This is a genomic window from Sediminicola sp. 1XM1-17, from assembly GCF_037203765.1.
Classification (GTDB): Bacteria; Bacteroidota; Bacteroidia; order Flavobacteriales; family Flavobacteriaceae; genus Sediminicola.
On sequence record NZ_JBBCAS010000003.1, the window covers coordinates 346522 to 365034 of the forward strand.

Genomic DNA, 18513 nt, shown 5'->3' on the forward strand with positions numbered 1-18513 from the left:
TTATAAATGATACGTATTATGGATTTAGGTTTGGTGCTTTCTGGTGGAGGTGTTAGGGGCATTGCCCATATTGGAGCCATAAAAGCTATGGAGGAAATGGATATCTATCCAACCCATATCGCGGGGACCAGTGCCGGAGCCATTGTAGGTGCACTTTATGCAGAAGGGTATTCTTGTGAGAAAATATTGGAATTTTTTAAAAAGGTAGATTTATTCACTTTCGGCACTTATGCGTTAAAGAAACCAGGTTTTTTTGATTCCGATAAGTTGTTCGACATTTTCAAAAAATATATTGCCCATGACACTTTTGAAGGTCTAAAAATGAATTTGTTCATTACCGGAACCAATATCCTGGAAGGAACACCAAAAATATTCCATAAAGGTCCTTTGATAAGGGCTATATTGGCTTCTGCCGCCTATCCAGGTGTGTTTACTCCGGTAAAGGTAGACGGCCAATACTATGTAGATGGTGGGGTTTTGAATAATTTTCCTGTGGATGCCATCCAAAAACATTGTAAAACTATTATCGGGGTGTATGTCAATCCTTTTGAAAAACTGGAGATCAGTGATCTAAAACATTCTTATAATGTCATGGATAGAGCCCTTCAGATAAAGATGAAAGACGGGCTGTCGTCTAAATTCAATGCCTGCGATTTGCTGATCTGTCCGGCTACTTTGGTCAATTACGGTACTTTTTCCTTTAAAAATGCCGATAAGATCTATGAATTGGGATATAAGTCTGCAAAGGAAGCCCTAGGATCAAACAAGGGGTTGTTGCTCACAAATAAAGTTTAAAATTTACTATGAAACTTATGTTTTGGGTTGGACCTATAATTTAATTCCAAAGGATAGATCACCAGCGTCTCCCAGACCTGGAATTATATATCCATAGTCATTTAGCTCTTCATCAATTGCGGCGATCCACAAATGGGTATTTTCAGGAAAGATCGCCTTGGCATGGGCAACCCCTTCCTTGGATCCTATTACGGAAACGATATGTATTTGCTTAGGTTTGCCGTGACCCTGCATGGCTTCATAGGTATTTTCCAAGGTTTTGCCCGTAGCCAACATCGGATCAATTAGCACCAAAGTCTTCTCGTTCAAGGTTGGTGAAGCCAGATACTTTACAATCACCTCAAAAACTTCTCCGCTGTTCAAATGGTTGCGATATGCTGAAATAAAGGCATTTTCCGCGGCGTCAAAATAATTTTGAACCCCTTGGTGCAACGGCAGTCCAGCTCTTAATACCGCACATAGGACTAGATCGTTCACGGGAAGAGCCATCGTTTTGGTCCCTAAGGGGGTATTGATATTCTTGTTTTCAAAGACGAGGGTCTTGCTCATTTCATAGGCCAAGATTTCTCCAATCCGTTCAATATTTTTTCTGAAGCGCATGGAATCTTTTTGAATATTACGATCCCTTAGCTCAGCAATGAACTGGTTCAAAATAGTATTGCTTTCCCCGAAATGATGGATGGTCATGATGTGATATATTTAGTTTAAAAGTACAATTTTCATTCTTTTTCCAGATATTCTAAGTGAAGGCATAGTTGTGCTACGCATCCAACAACTTAATGTGGTTTCTAAAAAGCTCAACTTGTCCCATATTTTCCAGTTTTTTCAATAAGCGGGACACAACGACCCTGGAGGTGTGGAGTTCATAGGCAATTTGTTGATGGGTACTGTAAATGGTATGGTCATTCGTCACCCGGGCCTTATCCTTCAGGTATTTTAAGAGGCGCTCGTCCATTTTGAGAAAAGCGATACTGTCCACGGTCTCGAACATATCGTTGAGTCTCTCATGGTAGCTCTGAAGGATAAATTTTCGCCAACTGTGGTACTTGGCCATCCATTCTTCCATTTTGTGTACCGGGACCATGATTAATTTGGTATCGGTTTCTGATATGGCCCGTATTTCGCTTTTGGTCTGTCCCATGCAACAGGTCAATGTCATGGCACATGTATCTCCTTGTTCCAAGAAATATAGTAAAAGTTCATCTCCATTTTCATCCTCCCTCAATATTTTAACCACGCCAGAGACCAATAGGGGCATGGATTTAATATAATTGCCTATCTCCATGAGTTTAAAACCTTCGGGAATTTCTCTATAGGTACCTACCTGGTTGATTTCTTCCAATAAAGCCTCCTCAAAAATATGTTGGTAACGGTCCTTTAGTTCTTTGATCATATGAATTGTAAAAATAACTCCCCTAAAGGTGCAACGTTTTGGTCGATTATAAAACTCCCAAGGCAATTTCTATCATTTGTCGGAAGGAATTCTCCCTTTCCAAGGATGTCGTTTTTTCCCCAGTGACCAAGGAATCGGAAATGGTTAGAATGGCCAAAGCTTTTACATTGTACCTGGCGGCAACGGTGTAAAGTCCGGATGCTTCCATTTCTACGCAGAGCACACCAAATGTGGCCCAGAGTTTATAGGCATCGGGATCATCTTCATAGAATTCATCTGAGGTGAGTACATTCCCTGCTTTGATCGGGATATGATTTTCTTTGGCGAAGGTGGCGGCCTTCATGAAAAGTTCAAAGTTGGCCGTTGGGGAGTAATCCGCATTGATAAATCTGGAATTATTGATTCCCGAAGTGGTGGATGCTGCCATGGCCAAAACAATATCCCTAATCTTAACATCTTTCTGATAGGAACCTGCAGAGCCCACACGGATCATGTTTTTTACGCCATATTCATTGATCAGCTCGTGATAATAGATCATGGCTGAGGGAATACCCATACCGCTTCCCTGTACGGATACCCTTTTGCCCTTATAAGTGCCGGTAAACCCGTACATGCCCCTTATCTCATTGTAACAGTACGGGTCTTTCAAAAATGTTTCGGCAATCCATTTTGCGCGTAGTGGGTCCCCTGGAAGGAGCACGGTTTCCGCAATATCCCCTTTTTTCGCATTGATATGGGTACTCATACCTGTTGGTTTATGTTCCTGTAACTATATTGATGCCTGAGGATGTGCCAATTCTATCGGCACCCAGTTCAATATATTTTAAGGCCATTTCCCTGTTTTTAATTCCACCCGAGGCCTTTATTTTTATATTGTTTCCAACGGTTTTTTTCAATAGGGATATATCCTTAATGGTTGCCCCTTCCGGTCCAAAACCTGTAGAGGTCTTAACATAATCGGCCTTAGCAAGTTCAATGAGCTTACAGGCCTTTATTTTTTCTTCATCGGTAAGATAACAGGTCTCGATGATGACTTTCAAAATTGTGTTACCGAGGACCTGTTTGATTTTTTTTATTTCCTCCAGGACCAAATCAAATTCCTTGGATTTTAACCATCCTACATTCAAGACCATGTCAATTTCATCCGCCCCATTGGCGATACAATCCTCCGCTTCTCCAACTTTGGATGCGGTGCTCATAGCTCCTAATGGAAATCCAATAACTGCCACGAGGTGCACGGGAGAGCCCTTAAGTTCTCTTTTTGCCAAGGGGATATGGCATCCATTGACACAAACACCATAAAATTGATATTTTTTGGCCTCTGCACATAAATTGATGATGGCGTGATCTGTGGCTGTAGGGTTTAAAAGGGTATGGTCAATATAAGTTTCGAGGCCCATGAATTATGTTATACTTTTTAAAAACAGTTTTAGTTTTGCCAAGATAATTAATTCCGATTTGTTCTTGCCTGCAAAGGAAGCGGCAATGGCCTCTGCTGTTCTCCATATAAGCGTGGTCATCTTGGGACTGATCTTATCTTTATGTTCTCTAAAGAAATCCTTGAATTCCTCGAAATATAGTTCACCTTCTTTTTCCTCGTCCTGTAACCAATCGAATACAATTTCTATTTGGTAGGCGGCATCGGCCCCAAATTCATCCTCCACCTCATCTACATCCAACCATTTCTCCTTGATGGCTTGTTTTAGCCTAATGACCTCAATTGGCCTAATGGTATTATCGGCCATGGCAATAGCGTAAAAAAGTTTCCCTAGGTTTTGATATAGTTCGTTCCCGATTTTTTGTGAGTTCAGCATGACTGTACAATTTATGATCTCATCAAAAATAAGGCTACTATCAACCTTTTTTTATGATTATTGTCAGTTGTAATCTTAGGAAATTTCCATAATTATCTAAATTCTAGTGTAGTTATCAACCTGTGTTTTTTCTATAGGCATCCCTTGTGGTTATCTTTTTTGAGACCAAAAAATGGGTCGATATGGGTATGACCATGGTCATTTTTAAGGAAAATGAACCAACTTATATTTATAAGAGCCAATAATCTTTACGATAGAAGGATGAAACTGACTACTCAAATAAAAAGTGGGATTCTAAAGTTCTTTGACCAGATAGGGGATCTTTCTTTTTTTTCGGGACGGTTTTTTAGGGAGTTTCTAAAGCCCCCTTATGAGTTTTCAGAACTGTTGCACCAATGCTATAACGTAGGAAACAGGTCCTTGCCCTTGGTTGGGATCACAGGATTTATTATTGGTTTGGTATTGACCCTTCAGACTAGGCCTACCCTGGAGGAATTCGGAGCGGTATCCTGGATGCCCAATATGGTTGGAATATCCATTGTAAGAGAAATTGGTCCCGTGATCGTTGCACTCATCTGTGCTGGCCGTGTGGCCTCAGGGATGGGAGCGGAATTGGGCTCCATGAGGGTAACGGAACAAATAGACGCCATGGAAGTTTCGGGTACAAACCCATTTAAATTTTTAGTGGTTACGCGGATATTGGCTACCATGCTCATGTTGCCCCTACTGGTCATATTGGGGGATATGTTTGCATTGTATGGTTCCTTTTTGGTGGAGAACGTAAAAGGGGAGGTGTCGTTTGCCCTATATTTTAATAAGGTATTTGAATCCTTGGGTTTCAGTGACCTGATACCGGCGGTGATCAAATCCTTTTTCTTTGGTTTTGCCATTGGGCTGGTAGGCTGTTATAAGGGTTATTACTGTAAAAAAGGAACCGTTGGTGTAGGGGTCGCAGCAAATACCGCTGTGGTCATGGCCTCAATGCTCATTTTTATCATAGACTTTGTGGCCGTATTTATTTCAGATATATTTTATGAACTCTAATGCCTATGGAGGATACTACGAATAGACCAGAATTGAGGGAAACGAAAGAAAAGGTAATTGATATAAAGGAACTGAGAAAAAGTTTTGGTGACAATCATGTGCTCAATGGCTTTAATATGCATCTCCTCAAAGGGGAGAATTTGGTTATTATGGGCAAATCGGGTTCTGGCAAATCGGTATTGATAAAATGCCTGGTAGGCTTGGAGACCGCTGATAGTGGATCGATCAATATTATGGGCCATGAAGTTACGGAGCTGGACCGATCCATGTTGGACATCTTACGGGCGGAAATCGGTTTTTTGTTCCAAGGGAGTGCCCTTTATGATTCCATGACCGTCCGAGAGAATTTGGAGTTTCCCTTGAGAAGACATAAAAAAAGGTTTGATAAAGCCATGGATACCAATACTATTGTTTTGGAAGCCTTGGAAAATGTGGGGTTGGCACATACCTTGGAGATGATGCCCAGTGAACTCTCCGGAGGAATGAAACGAAGGATAGCACTGGCAAGAACCTTGATCATACGGCCCAAAATTATATTGTATGACGAACCTACCAGTGGATTGGATCCCATAACCTCCAAGGAAATTATAGAACTGATGCTTCGGATCCAAAAGAAATACGAAACCTCCTCCCTGATCATAACCCATGACGTGGACTGTGCCAGGGTCATATCGGATAGAATGATTCTCTTGGTTGACGGCATAAATTATGCGGAAGGTAGATATAACGAACTAGTGAAGGCAAGCGATCCAAAAATAAAAGCCTTCTTCAAATAATTAGATCATGGTAAAATCAACTACAAGAAATAACATTAGATTGGGATTGTTTGTTGTCATAGGAACCATACTTCTGGTGGTAGCTGCTTATCTTATTGGGAACAATAAAAGCATGTTCAGCAAGACGTTTTCCATCAGTGCAAAATTCAACAATGTAAATGGTCTGATCTTGGGAAACAATGTCAGGTTCTCCGGTATTGTGGTAGGAACGGTCAAGGGAATAGAAATGGAAAGTGATACCATAATCAGGGTGCGTATGGCCATTGAGGAAAAAATGCAACGTTATATTAAGAAGGATGCCATAGCCACCATAGGTTCGGATGGACTTGTTGGCAGTATGATCATCAATATTATACCGGGCAAAAATAACGCCCCCTTGGTTCAGGACAACGATGAAATTGCTTCCTACAGTAGGATCGCCACGGAAGACATGTTGAGTACATTGAATGTTACCAATGAAAATGCCGCCATGCTAACGGCAGACCTCTTAAAGGTGTCCCAGTCCCTGACCAAGGGTAAAGGTACCATGGGCCGATTATTGAATGACACTGTCATGGCCACCAATTTAGAGAAGATCGTGATGAATCTAAAATTCACCAGTGATCAGGCTAATATTGCGTTTACCAACTTGAATGATTTGGTGAAAACCATTGATATGGAGAACAGTACAGCCGGAATTTTATTAAGTGATTCCATCTCTGGTAACCAAATGAAGGCGATGATCAACACTATGCAATCCACGAGTTTGAAAATAGAGGAGATCACCAAAGAGGTACAAGCACTTGTCAAAAATGTTAAGGAAGGGGATGGGGCTTTAAATTACTTGACCACAGATACGTTGTTGGTCGAACAATTGGATGCCGCCCTAAAAAATATTGAATCCGGAACAGAAAAATTTGATGAAAATATGGAAGCCCTAAAACACAACTTTTTGTTCAGGGGATATTTTAAAAAGCAGGAAAAGAAACGGCTAAAAGAGCAAAATAGAAATGGTGCCAATAACTAATGGACCATTCCACAACTCATATTTTGATGATATCCGTAGGAGTTTCAATTAGAATGGTAAGCTTTCCTCTTATGGCCACCGGCTGCTTCATTATATCTGGATTATGACGGATCATTTTTATCCAGTCATCTTCGGAAAAGTCATGGTGTTCCTTAAATCGGGCCTTGTAAATAGGATGGTCCTGGTTTACCATATCCTTGATTTCCAAATGTAATCGTTCCGCAATCTCAGCGATCTGTGTCCCGGTTAAAGGTGTTTTTAGGATATCAATTTCATGTATGGGCAACCCTTCCGCCTTGGCATAGGCGAGTGTTTGTTTTGCCCTGGTTGACTTGGAACTATAGTACAGGGTAATCTGTCTTTCTGAGGTTGCAATTTCTCCCATGATCAAAGTATTAGGTGGGTTTGATTTGTGTTCGATGTGTCTCCAAGTGGTGTCTGAGCAATTGTTTTAGGCTATCAAGATAGGCACTTAAGATAGACTGATCCAAGTTGGGATGTCCCTCATTGGGCAATGTAAGTGGGTTTTCGTCTAAAAATTTATACAATTCAGGGTAATTGGTTTCAATATTTGAAGTCAATTGGGTGATCTTATTTAAGATAGATTCGGAATTTGTCATGATCATTATTTTTTAAGGTTCTTGGGGTGCCATTATGGTATAAAAGGATTCACTGTCCATTATATATTCCGTAATGGTAAAAACTTCCTTTCTGTTGTTTCTGAAAGTTTTTATAAAATTGCTTATTTCCTGTTCCAAATGTTGGTGTTCCAGCGCAAAGACTCCGGCATCTTGTCTTTTGGGGTTTTCTACCAAATATCCTACCTGAATGATGTGTTTGCCCACTTTTGCCAAAAGATCTTCACAAGTTTGACCCAGCTTCAATAGATTCTTTTTGATGTCTTTCACCATGGCCAAATTCTCGGCTTTGGTAATCCAAATGAAATATTTGTCTATTAAATGGTGCAAAAATCGAAGATCATCCTTGTAGAAAAGCAGATCGGACTTCCAATGTTCCGATAACACATAAAGCTCTTCCCAATTAGTTTTCATAGTGGCTCCTGTATTTACATCGTTATTTTTCTTATCTCCAAGCTGTTGTCCTCATTCCGAACAGCAATCAATGTTTCACTCAATAATTTGGTCCTCAACCAAGGGGTTTGATACCTCTTGGAAGTCATTTGAATGTTTGTGGGTTTGGCCAGATATTCTATGATTTTTCCGGAGGTATCCATAAGGACCTCATGGAATTTATAGTCATAGACTTTTAGTTTAAATTCGTTCTCACCCCTAAAGACTTTTTCAAAAATGATCCCTGTAAAGTATCCACTGTCGTATTGGGCCACATTCAAAAATTGATAATCAATGACCAACTTCCCGGTTGTATCGATAAAGCCGTAATAGGGTATGCCTTCTTCTACTTTTTTTACCAGACATCTTCCTTGTTTAAAAATGGGATATTTTACCCCCATTATCCCAAATGTGGATGGGTCTGCAGAACGGTCAAAGACCAGATCACTTCTAAAATTGATGACCAGATCTCCTTTAGTGTTCATAAATCCCCATTGCTCTCCTTTTTTGATGGCTGCGAGACCTTCACTAAATGGAGCAATTTCCTCTATGCCCGTAAATGCCTGGGCAACTACGAATAGCGGGATCAAAAGAAACAGTACAAATGGTGTGAATTTATTTTTCATGGTGTGCTTTTTTATTAGGTATTGCCAAAGTATTGTTTGTTCCGTTCATATGAAATGATAATTATCAGTTACACCGGGTGGCGACCCCATGATCATTCCATGGATATGACATTAATCATAGTAACCAAAATTGACAATAATTAATTTTATGCTTGGGAAGGGTATTTTGGTTCAACATCCTGATTCTATAATTCAAAAGTTGGGGAAAATGGAATTCAAAGAACTTGGACAGGTACCAATGGAGTTTAGGAACTTTTAATAAATGTCCATTAACATTAAACTGCACTAAAATGACAATAAACGTTCAGCATGTAAATATGCCCACCAGCGAGGCGACAACGGAATATGTAACCAAAAAGTTGAACAAACTGGGAGATAGATACCATTGGGTAATCGCGGCCAAAGTCCATTTTAAACTGGAAAATGACCCAACGGATAAAGGCAAGTTGTGCGAAATTGAACTGAGTGCTCCCGGGCCCAGAATATTCGCCAAATCCAATGAGGCACATTTTGAGAAAGCAGCGGTGGCCACTTTGAACGATTTGGAAAGACAACTGAAGAAACTCAATGAAAAACGAAACAAAAGATTCTGAACATCCCAATAGTGCACTTGGCATAGTTTTGATTTCTATATAATTATCAATAATGCAAAGGCAACACGGTAATAACTTAGTCATGAAGAAAATAATGGTCCCCGTAGATTTCTCGGAATTTTCCGAATATGCCCTGGAAGTGGCTGCCAATCTGGCCAAAGCATATGGTGCGGAAATTCAGGTTTTCCACATGCTGGGTATTTCAGAATCCGTACTAGCGGCCAACGAGGCTATTGAAATGGCAGAGGCCAAATATTATATGGGCATGGCCAAGGAAAGGTTCGCCACGTTTTTGAATAAAGATTATTTGAAGGGTATCAGGATTACGGAGATCATTCAGAATTATAAGGTCTTCAGCGAAATTAATGAGCTGGCCAAAGAGCAGGATATTGATTTGATTGTAATGGGTTCCCACGGCTCCAAAGGGCTGAGTGAATTTTTTGTGGGATCCAATACCGAGAAGGTCGTTCGGACTTCCGCTATACCCGTGCTGGTGATAAAACAGCGAAGGCCCCAATTTAAAATGGAAAAGGTGGTATTCGCCTGTGATTTCAAAAAAGAGAATCTGTTTGCTTTTATCCATGCCGTCAACCTATTTGCCACTCATGGGGCACAGCTGAATTTGGTCTATGTGAACAAGCCCAATGAGTATTATATTACCAAAGCGGAATTGGATGAGAGGATAACTTATTTTATGTCAAAGGTACGGGACCAAAACGTAACGAATATGAACGTGGCCTATGTGACCGATTACTCCATTGAGCATGGGATTTTGGAGTATTGTAAACAGATCCAAGCAGATCTTGTGGCCATTCCCACGCACGGGAGAAAAGGTTGGGCACATTTTTTTGTCGGTAGTTTGGGTGAGAATATGGCCAATCATGCCGAAATACCGGTAATGACTTTTAGGATTTAAGAATTTTCAAAGGTAGTTTTGCTTACATTAATTTGATTTTAAAAGTTTTTGAGCATGTTCTCCAATCGTGGGCGTTTGTGTCTGCTGATAGGCAATTCCATGCCATGGACCTCTACCATTTTACTATTGAATCGTTCAATTTTTTCCAAGTTGACGATATAGGATTTGTGGATGCGCAGAAACTTGCCCTCAGGTAATTTTTTCTCAAACGCTTTCATGGTGGAGAGTACAATGACATTGCCACTTTTTGTAATCAATTTTATATAATCTCCCAAGGCCTCTATCCATTCGATATCATCTACGAATACCTTTCTTTTTTTGAGATTACTTTTTACAAAGAAAAATTCTTTGTCCTCCTCATCCCCATGGATCAGCTTGTAATTGTTAAAGGCCCTTTCAACGGATGCGTTGAAACGACTTTGGGTTATTGGCTTTTGTAAATAGTCTGTTACCCCGTATTCAAACGCTTTGAAGGCGTATTCCTTTTTTCCTGTGATCAGTATTATTTGGGGCTTTTTATTTAGGGATTCCAATAGATCGAAGCCATTGATGATCGGCATTTCTATATCCAGGAAGATCAGATCTACCTCTAGTTCTTTAATTCCCTTGCTGGCTTCCATGGCATTGGCATATTCTGCTATAAGAGCAAGATGGGGATGGTTTTTAATTAATTTTGCCACAGCCAAACGCTGCATGGTAGAATCGTCAATAATGATACTTTTTAGTTGCATAGCACTGGTTTTAAGAAGTATCTCCAGAACTTTCCCTAAGTGGCAACAGATGGTCTTAACGGGGCGTAATAAGTTAGTAAGCGGTAAATGTCATTTAAAGACCAGTTTAACGGGGGATTTTCATTTGTTGTTTTTGATTAAGGTGAATGTTGGTTAGATACTTTGAGTTGATTAATACATTATTTCCATCTAAAATATACGAAATAAATCACTGGGATACTGATACAAATCAGTTTTAATAAATAAAATGGTTTCAATTAATTGGTTGAATATGAATTTTTTAGGAGAATTGTAAGGTGCCGCGCCTTTCTTCTATTAAAGAAAGGGCAATGGTTTTTAACTTTACAGCTTTAGCCTTTCACAACCGCTACAGGTTTTATTTTGGCTACTTTCTTCACTATGCCGGAGGCACAGACCGTATCTACGACCAAATTTACGTCCTTATAGGCTAATGGGGCTTCCTCAGCAATGCCTTTGAAGGAACCGGCCTGAACGAAAATGCCCCTATCTTTGAGTTGTTCCTTGAGAACGGGAGCGTTGACCTGCTTTTTGGCAGCGGTTCTGGACAAACGCCTACCCGCACCATGGCAACAGGAACCAAAGGTAAGTTCGTGGCTTTTGGAGGTTCCAATGAGCACATAGGAGCTGGTTCCCATGCTACCGGGTATAATCACCGGTTGTCCCAAATCATTATAACTTTTTGGCAATTCGCTAAATCCTGGGCCAAATGCCCTTGTTGCTCCTTTTCGGTGCACGATGACCTTTTGTTTTATACCATTTATCTCATGCGTTTCAATTTTTGCCATATTATGTGCAACGTCATACATGAGGTCCAATGTACCCTGTTTGTCCCCAAATACATTTTTCCAAGCCTTTCTTGCTTCCCAGGTAATAATCTGCCGGTTGCACCAGGCATAATTGGCGGCAGCGCACATGGCCTTATAATAATTTTGTCCTTCCAAAGAATCAAATGGAACGCAGCTCAATTCGCGGTCCGGAACTTTAATGTCATACTTTTCCATAGCGTTCATCATGATCTTGATATAATCTGTCGCAATCTGATGTCCAAGCCCCCTTGAACCGGTATGGATCAAAATCACAAGATGCCCTTTTTTAATATTAAAAGCCTCTGCAATTTCATCCTCATAGATTTCTTCCACATAATCAACTTCTACAAAATGATTTCCGGAGCCTATGGTGCCCAATTGATCCAGGCCTCTCCTTTTTGCCATTTCCGATACCTTGGAAGCATCTGCATCGGCCAATCGGCCATTGCTTTCCATAAAGGAAAGGTCCTCCAATTCCCCATAGCCTTGGTCAATGGCCCATTCTGCTCCTTGTTCCAATACTTCATCCATTTCTTTTGGTGATAACATTAAAAAACCTCCTTTGCCCATTCCCGAGGGAATTTGGGCGTACATTTCCTTGGACAGTTCCTCAATTTTATCCTTTACTTCATCCAAAACTATAGCAGAGGTAAGCAATCTGACACCACAATTGATGTCATAACCTATTCCTCCAGGAGAAATGGCTCCTGATGGATGAATTGTGGCAGCGACCCCACCAATGGGAAAACCATATCCTTCATGTACATCGGGCATAACCCAAGAAGCTCCTTGGATTCCGGGGAGGTTGGCCACATTGACCAACTGTACCAACGATCTATCACCAATGATATCGTCCAAGATGGCCTCTTTTGCCAAAATGCGTGCTGGGACCCTCATATTCTTATGGAAGGTTTTTGGGATCTCCCATAAATAGTCCGCCTTTCTGCTCAGGTTGTGTTTTCCAATTTTCATATGTCAAATATTATAAAGGTTTCCCATTGGTCATTATTGTTTTTTATGAGGAGTGCCTCATGATAGGTAACCGCCTTGATTTCTTCATCTAGACTGTCAATATGTTTTCCAAATAGGGTCACCTTCAATTTGTTGTCTTGTAGTTCTTGTATTTCTAACCGACAATAGACCGCCTTTTCTGCATAGGAATGTGCTAATACCTCTGATAGAAAATCTATCAATAAACACGTATTGTCCTTAGATTCAATTTCAATGGTGGATTCCAAATCGAAATTTGACTCATCCTTACACAGTCCTTCCTTCAATATTTCAGCCATACCCAGTAATGCTGCTTCGTATATTTTGACCAGGGTGGGGGCTTCTACCCTCATCCTAATATCTGCGGTATGGGGATGAAATTCGAACATCATTTTTTATCGGCCTTGATCACTACGAATGAGCCTTCGCCATGTCCTTTTTTTGGTTGTTGTACTTCCTGTATGGATTCCAGTTCCCCAAAAAGGGTCTGGTTGTATTCCAGATTCCTGAATCCCGTTGTTTTTAAGGTTTTGGTGAGATGGTCCACAGTATAGTAGTTGGCATATCTGAAAAAAGTACTGCGATGTCTTTTATTTTCATATTGTTGTGCTATGCTTCTATCCTTATCCAAAAAACCCACAATAAGGGAACCTTTGGGTTTCAGTACCCTATAGGCCTCTGTAAAGGCGTGTTTTAGATTCTTCAAGTGACAAACGGTTACGAAGAGTACAAAATCGAACTGAAGATCTCCATAAGGTAATTTTTCGGCCACACCGGGCATGATCTCAATACCTTTTTTTATGGCTTTTGCAGCCATGGAGGATGAGGGTTCAATTCCTTCTTTTATTCCAAGGGGTAGGGCAAATTGACCGGTGCCAACCCCCACCTCAATACCGCGGATATTCTCTGGCAATTTTGCCATATGTTCTTTTAAGGCTTCCAATTCAGATAGATAGGCCTTTTCATATTTTAGATACCAAGCTTCATAGGAAGCTACATTTTCGTCAAATACTGCTATATGTTTCATGATGGTAGCATTTATAGTTAAAGAGGTAACACCCCATAAATTATCAGTACCGGTACAGGGCATTGAAGTCGGCTCCCTTTACGGGCATTTGATCGGGGTCCATTAGATAAACATTGCCCTGTTGTTTTAATGTTTTGAGAGCGGTCATATACGATAGGGAAACGTTGTTCACTTTCTTAGTGTCGTTTAGGGTCACATGTCCCGTTTCCTTGTTGTAGGAACCGAAGAGGTCCAATTTGTCCGAAAGGAAGAGCGTATCTATTTTTCCTTGCCAGGCTGCCGGTATAATTTCCTTTACTTCATAGGAGGTTTTATGGGTGTTGTACAGTTCTTTGAACTGTTTTATTTTGGATTTCTTTTTATTTTGAAAATAGTCGGACACAAGGCTCCAAGAGGCCAAATGCAATTCATTTTTATCTCTGTACTGCGAATCCCCCGAAATGTGTTTGTCATATAGATTCGCATACGTATTGGCTTCCTTGTAGATAGGGTATAGGCTATCCACACAGGCTAGCACCAAGGGACTGTTTTGTCCGTTGATCACTTGATTTACGCCTTTGTCTACCGCCCTGAAGAAGGCAAACAGCTCTTTTTTGTCATCATCCTTACCATCGCCATGACCGTGAAAAATTCCAGCCCCATGGGGGGCATGTCCACTTCTGAACTGCATCAGCTTGGGTTTATAATCAAAGCCGACAGCTTTTTCCAGTTGGTCCGGCGCAAAATCAGCAATATAAAGATCCTTTAGGCCATATTTTGAGGCTTCATAAAGCTTAATATAGTCCTGACTGATCTCCAGTAGGTGGTACAAGTTCTGATCGTAATAAAGCGGTAGCAAGGGACTCAAATAAAAGTGGTTGGCCACGTAGGTCTTGGTTTCAAAGGCAATCGGAAAAAGGTATTGTTGAAGACCTTCATCATCCAGAAATAAAGCGAGGCCATCAGCGGGGTTCCTCCAAAGACTTACATCTCCCAATAGGTTTTCAATGGGTTTTAAGTACGCTTTGATTTCCTTTTCCTGCAGGTTATAGGATTCCAGGGCCTGGTGTACCTCCTTGATACAATTTTTTAATCGAGCTTGTGCCATATGCTCATTCTGCTCTTTGCCTTTTTTGTCCATGGGTATGTATATGGAGACCGAGTGTAATGAACGTCTGTCTGCCAGGGCCTCAAATTGCTCGTAGTTGAGCGGGTGGTTTTCCGGGGTGTACATAGCTTGTTGTTTTAGTTCCTCAAATTAGGCACTAACATCATCAATTACTATGATGTACATCAGCCCAATCAATTAGTTTTCAAATTCCTTTGGTCCGGGTTTTCATATTTCCGCTATTGGGTATGTATTGATGGCAACTGATATTTATCATTGTTTGCCCTTGGGGGTAGGAGTACTTTTAAACTATAGGTTTAAACACAAAGGATGAAAACTATACTGATACCCACCGATTTTTCTGCCAATGCGATGAACGCCATTAATTATGCCGTAAAATTTTTCAAGTACCAGCGATGTGATATGTTCTTTATGCATGCCTATGCCGATGAGGTCTATGCGACATCCTCGGAAATGTCCACCTCCGAGTTTGGGGACTTTAAAGAAGAAATAGAGCAACGGGTAGACGGGGCCTTGGAGAAGTTGTTGGTGGATCTCAAAGAAATTTCACCTAATCCGAGACACCAGTACAAAACTTTGTCAGTATTTGGTTCTTTGATAGATTCGGCCAATGATTTTGTTGAGGAAATGAATATAGATATAGTGGTCATGGGCACCAAAGGAGAGACCAACGACCAGAAGCTTACCTTTGGATCGCACACCTTACAGGTTTTAAAATATGTTCAGTGCCCTGTTCTTGCCATCCCTGCTGACTACGAATATAAAAAGCCCAAGAAAATACTTTTTCCAACGGATTATATGGTCCCTTATAAGAGAAGGGAACTCAAGCTGTTGCGTGACCTTGCTTGTTCCTACAGGTCGGAGATCCATTTCTTGTACCTGTCCAAGTTTGAAAAACTGGCAAGAAGGCAAGACGACAACAAAAGGTTTTTGGAAGGTTCCTTGCAAGAACTGAATCTCATCTTTGAAATTGTGGATAGTGAGGAGCGAACAGATACCATCAAGCGATATATAGAGATAAACGATATTCAATTATTGGTCATGGTGAATTCCAGACATTCTTTTTTGGAAAGTATGCTCTACCAATCCACCATAGATCAATTGGGGCTGGCCATTAAGGTCCCGTTTCTTGTAATGCAAAATTTGGTCAGATAAAAAAGGTCTCCTATGAAACGAATCCTATTGCCAACAGATTTTTCGAAAAACGCATGGAATGCCATTTCCTATACCTTGGCATTCTTTAAAAATGAAAATTGTACTTTTTATATCCTTCATACCTATACACCATCATTTTATAGGGTGGATTATATGCTTGGAGGGCCTACTTTCAGTGCCATTGCAGATGCCAGGGTAGAGGAATCGGTCAAAGGACTGGAAAAAACCCTACGGGACATTCAAAAAAAGTACGCCAATCCCAAACATCAATTTGAAACCCTTTCGGCATTTAATATTTTGACTGATGAGATTAATGAGGTGGTGGAAAATAAGGAAATAGACCTTATCGTGATGGGTACCCAGGGAGCCACCGGTGCCAAGGATTTATTCATTGGAACCAATACCATCCACGTAATTCGGAAGGCTCAAATTCCCGTGTTGGCCATCCCCGCCGATTATAAATTCAAGGAAATCCAAAAAATTGTATTTGCTACAGATTATTGGGCCAAATACAAGAAGGAGGAAATAGCCCCCTTGATTTCCTTGACCAAGATACATAAGGCCAAACTTATAGTGCTACATGTGATGGAGGAAATGGGACTTTGGGAGAAGCAGGAAGAAAACAAACAGGTCCTGAAAGACTATTTGGGGGATCTTTCGCATTCCTTTGATCAAATGAGCAGTAAACACGTGGCAGACGCCATTCAGGAATATATGGAAAACAACCAGTTGGATCTTTTGGCTATGCAAAACAGAAAACATCACTTTTGGGAACGTTTGCTGATGCGCCAAAATGTAAGTGCCATTGGTTTTCATCTCAAGGTGCCCTTTCTGGTCCTCCGGGACACGGGAAAGTCCATTAAATAATAAATCATGAAGAATATTCTAATTCCAACCGACTTCTCAGACAACGCATGGAATGCAATTTTTTGTGTGTTGAAGCTCTATAGGGATGTGGAATGTACATTTTATTTATTGCACACATACGAGGTCAGTGCCTCCCAAATAAAGGGAGCACGGGATTCTCAAAAGGCCGGTAAGCTTTATGAAGTCCTGGCCATGGAATCCGAAAAGGGATTAATGGAAACCCAGACCTATTTGGAAAGGAACCATAAAAACCCAAAACACACCTTTATGACCTTATCCAAACCGGATCATCTTGTGGGGGCCATCAAGGACATACTTCAAGAAAAGTCTATCAAGTTGGTAGCTATGGGAACACTGGGTGCCACCGGAGCCAAGGAGGTTTTTATGGGCAGTAATACGGTCCGTGTAATCAAAGCAATTAGGAACTGTTCCATTTTGGCTGTACCGGAGGAATTTAATTTTCAGCAATTGACCACCATTGTTTTTCCCACGGATTATAGCAGGTTTTACTATAGTTTTGAACTCTTGCCATTGGCAGAGCTTGCCATGACTTGGCAGACTGCCGTCCATGTTTTTCATGTGGCACTGGAGGTAGAACTCAATAAAGAGCAACGATCTAACCAGGAAATACTCACGGAGCGGCTCAAGGGCGTCAATTTGATCTTTCAGGAAAAGAACATCCATGATACGATTACCGAATCTATTGTGGAATTTTCAACAGATTTAAATGCCGATATGGTGGCCCTGATTCATTATCAACATACTTTTTTGGAAAAATTGACCAGGGAGCCGGTTGTGAAAAAAGTAGGGTTCCATAGTAGGGTACCATTATTGGTGCTCCCGGAATTATCCTAAATATATAAATGAAGTTGGAACCAAGAAATAATATATAAAACCATGGTACCATGAAGAAGATATTATTGCCCACAGATTATTCAGACAACGCGCTGAATGCCATTACATATGCGATCCATTTGTTCGAAAAGGAGGAATGTACCTTTTACATCCTACACGTGGTACAGATAGGTCCATCGGGATACAGCAGTTCCTATAACAAAGGACGGGACACGAGACTGTACAAATTGACCATGGAGGAGGCCGAAAGGAGCACAAAAGAACTGAAAGAAACATTGAAAGACCATGAGGGAAATCCAAAGCACAGTTTTGAATACCTCACCAATACCGATCCATTAATAAATGCCATAGGCAAGAATGTTATCAATAAGGATATAGACTATATTTTTATGGGGACCAAAGGGGCTTCCGGAGTAAAGTCAATTTTTATGGGTAGCAACACGGTAAGCGTGATCAAGAACATTGATTTTTGTCCTTTGGTGGCCGTACCTGAGGAATATCGTTTTGATTCACCCAAAGAAATCTTGTTCGCCACGGATTTTAAACACGATTATTCTGAATTGGAACTAATTCCATTGAAGGGCATTGCAAAATTGTGGAATTCAACCATAGTGTTGGTGTATTTTGGACTGACCGGTGAATTGGATGAAAACCAGGCGACCGTAAAGGATTCGTTGAAAAACAAACTAGCCAATTTTTCGGTTAGAATGGACCAAGGTTATGCGGACTTTTCCGTTGCAACTGCCATCAACGAATATGTTACCGATAATAAGGCCATAGGTCTGGTGGCCATGATGAATAGAAAACATGGTTTTTTTGAAAAACTAACGCGGGAGCCCATCATCAAAAGTATGGCATTTAGCACGGAGGTACCTCTGTTTATCTTTCAAAAAATTGAATGATGAATATGCATACCTGTT

24 protein-coding genes are annotated in these 18513 nt (G+C 40.7%); 10 read left to right on the forward strand and 14 right to left on the reverse strand.

Going from position 1 to position 18513, the window contains the following annotated elements; genetic code table 11:
- Positions 1-6 precede the first annotated feature (6 nt).
- Complete coding sequence (locus WAA86_RS06835; RefSeq protein WP_337300246.1) at positions 7-795, forward strand: patatin-like phospholipase family protein; 789 nt, start codon at positions 7-9, stop codon at positions 793-795.
- Between the two features lie 33 nt (positions 796-828).
- On the opposite strand, the gene upp is transcribed toward WAA86_RS06835, so the two are convergent.
- The 5 genes from upp to WAA86_RS06860 form a co-directional block, all read right to left on the reverse strand.
- A complete protein-coding gene (gene upp / locus WAA86_RS06840; protein ID WP_337300247.1) occupies positions 829-1482 on the reverse strand; it encodes a uracil phosphoribosyltransferase in 654 nt (217 codons plus the stop codon).
- Between the two features lie 73 nt (positions 1483-1555).
- Positions 1556-2188, reverse strand: a complete 633-nt coding sequence (locus tag WAA86_RS06845; protein WP_337300248.1) for a Crp/Fnr family transcriptional regulator — start codon at positions 2186-2188, stop codon at positions 1556-1558.
- 46 nt (positions 2189-2234) lie between these two features.
- On the reverse strand, positions 2235-2933 hold the full coding sequence (gene deoD, locus WAA86_RS06850; RefSeq protein WP_337300249.1) for a purine-nucleoside phosphorylase: 699 nt from the start codon (positions 2931-2933) through the stop codon (positions 2235-2237).
- A gap of 10 nt (positions 2934-2943) precedes the next feature.
- A complete protein-coding gene (deoC, locus tag WAA86_RS06855) occupies positions 2944-3588 on the reverse strand; it encodes a deoxyribose-phosphate aldolase (protein ID WP_337300250.1) in 645 nt (214 codons plus the stop codon).
- A 3-nt stretch (positions 3589-3591) separates the two neighbouring features.
- A complete protein-coding gene (locus WAA86_RS06860) occupies positions 3592-4002 on the reverse strand; it encodes a hypothetical protein (RefSeq protein ID WP_337300251.1) in 411 nt (136 codons plus the stop codon).
- A 261-nt stretch (positions 4003-4263) separates the two neighbouring features.
- Here WAA86_RS06860 and WAA86_RS06865 point away from each other — a divergent pair, with 261 nt between their 5' ends.
- Genes WAA86_RS06865 through WAA86_RS06875 form a run of 3 tightly spaced genes read left to right on the forward strand, consistent with a single transcriptional unit; the run spans position 4264 to position 6828 of the window.
- Entirely contained in the window at positions 4264-5046 is a 783-nt protein-coding gene (locus WAA86_RS06865; protein WP_337300252.1) for an MlaE family ABC transporter permease, read from the forward strand.
- Positions 5047-5051: 5 nt separating this feature from the next.
- Positions 5052-5822 (forward strand): ABC transporter ATP-binding protein, encoded by a 771-nt coding sequence (locus WAA86_RS06870; RefSeq protein WP_337300253.1) that lies wholly within the window; start codon positions 5052-5054, stop codon positions 5820-5822.
- Positions 5823-5829: 7 nt separating this feature from the next.
- Positions 5830-6828, forward strand: a complete 999-nt coding sequence (locus WAA86_RS06875) for an MlaD family protein (protein ID WP_337300254.1) — start codon at positions 5830-5832, stop codon at positions 6826-6828.
- A gap of 16 nt (positions 6829-6844) precedes the next feature.
- Here WAA86_RS06875 and WAA86_RS06880 read toward each other — a convergent pair whose 3' ends face one another.
- Genes WAA86_RS06880 through WAA86_RS06895 form a run of 4 tightly spaced genes read right to left on the reverse strand, consistent with a single transcriptional unit; the run spans position 6845 to position 8524 of the window.
- Positions 6845-7213, reverse strand: coding sequence for an arsenate reductase family protein (locus WAA86_RS06880; protein WP_337300255.1), 369 nt, complete (start codon positions 7211-7213; stop codon positions 6845-6847).
- Positions 7214-7223: 10 nt separating this feature from the next.
- Complete coding sequence (locus tag WAA86_RS06885; RefSeq protein WP_337300256.1) at positions 7224-7448, reverse strand: hypothetical protein; 225 nt, start codon at positions 7446-7448, stop codon at positions 7224-7226.
- Positions 7449-7460: 12 nt separating this feature from the next.
- The gene (locus WAA86_RS06890; RefSeq protein WP_337300257.1) at positions 7461-7880 is read right to left on the reverse strand and encodes a hypothetical protein; all 420 of its coding nucleotides are present in this window, start codon (positions 7878-7880) and stop codon (positions 7461-7463) included.
- 14 nt (positions 7881-7894) lie between these two features.
- Positions 7895-8524: a WG repeat-containing protein gene (locus tag WAA86_RS06895; protein WP_337300258.1), complete on the reverse strand. Its 630-nt coding sequence runs from the start codon at positions 8522-8524 to the stop codon at positions 7895-7897.
- A 290-nt stretch (positions 8525-8814) separates the two neighbouring features.
- Between WAA86_RS06895 and hpf the strand changes: the two genes are divergently transcribed.
- Positions 8815-9117, forward strand: a complete 303-nt coding sequence (hpf, locus tag WAA86_RS06900; protein WP_337300259.1) for a ribosome hibernation-promoting factor, HPF/YfiA family — start codon at positions 8815-8817, stop codon at positions 9115-9117.
- A gap of 82 nt (positions 9118-9199) precedes the next feature.
- Complete coding sequence (locus WAA86_RS06905; protein ID WP_337300260.1) at positions 9200-10033, forward strand: universal stress protein; 834 nt, start codon at positions 9200-9202, stop codon at positions 10031-10033.
- A gap of 38 nt (positions 10034-10071) precedes the next feature.
- Here the strand turns inward: WAA86_RS06905 and WAA86_RS06910 are convergent, their stop codons facing one another.
- From WAA86_RS06910 to WAA86_RS06930, 5 genes are all read right to left on the reverse strand, one after another.
- Entirely contained in the window at positions 10072-10764 is a 693-nt protein-coding gene (locus WAA86_RS06910) for a LytR/AlgR family response regulator transcription factor (protein ID WP_337300261.1), read from the reverse strand.
- A gap of 350 nt (positions 10765-11114) precedes the next feature.
- Positions 11115-12563, reverse strand: a complete 1449-nt coding sequence (locus tag WAA86_RS06915; protein ID WP_337300262.1) for an RtcB family protein — start codon at positions 12561-12563, stop codon at positions 11115-11117.
- Positions 12560-12973 (reverse strand): archease, encoded by a 414-nt coding sequence (locus tag WAA86_RS06920; protein ID WP_337300263.1) that lies wholly within the window; start codon positions 12971-12973, stop codon positions 12560-12562. Before WAA86_RS06920 ends, WAA86_RS06915 begins: the two co-directional genes overlap by 4 nt.
- On the reverse strand, positions 12970-13608 hold the full coding sequence (locus tag WAA86_RS06925) for a class I SAM-dependent methyltransferase (RefSeq protein WP_337300264.1): 639 nt from the start codon (positions 13606-13608) through the stop codon (positions 12970-12972). Before WAA86_RS06925 ends, WAA86_RS06920 begins: the two co-directional genes overlap by 4 nt.
- Positions 13609-13651: 43 nt before the next feature.
- On the reverse strand, positions 13652-14821 hold the full coding sequence (locus WAA86_RS06930) for a baeRF7 domain-containing protein (protein ID WP_337300265.1): 1170 nt from the start codon (positions 14819-14821) through the stop codon (positions 13652-13654).
- Positions 14822-15025: 204 nt separating this feature from the next.
- Between WAA86_RS06930 and WAA86_RS06935 the strand changes: the two genes are divergently transcribed.
- From WAA86_RS06935 to WAA86_RS06950, 4 genes are read left to right on the forward strand one after another with little or no spacing between them, the layout of a single operon-like run.
- Positions 15026-15871 (forward strand): universal stress protein, encoded by an 846-nt coding sequence (locus tag WAA86_RS06935; protein WP_337300266.1) that lies wholly within the window; start codon positions 15026-15028, stop codon positions 15869-15871.
- A 12-nt stretch (positions 15872-15883) separates the two neighbouring features.
- The gene (locus WAA86_RS06940; RefSeq protein WP_337300267.1) at positions 15884-16738 is read left to right on the forward strand and encodes a universal stress protein; all 855 of its coding nucleotides are present in this window, start codon (positions 15884-15886) and stop codon (positions 16736-16738) included.
- A 6-nt stretch (positions 16739-16744) separates the two neighbouring features.
- On the forward strand, positions 16745-17593 hold the full coding sequence (locus WAA86_RS06945) for a universal stress protein (RefSeq protein WP_337300268.1): 849 nt from the start codon (positions 16745-16747) through the stop codon (positions 17591-17593).
- Positions 17594-17643: 50 nt separating this feature from the next.
- Positions 17644-18495 carry a universal stress protein gene (locus WAA86_RS06950; protein ID WP_337300269.1) on the forward strand — a complete coding sequence of 284 codons (852 nt, stop codon included), beginning with the start codon at positions 17644-17646 and terminating at the stop codon, positions 18493-18495.
- Positions 18496-18513: the final 18 nt, after the last annotated feature.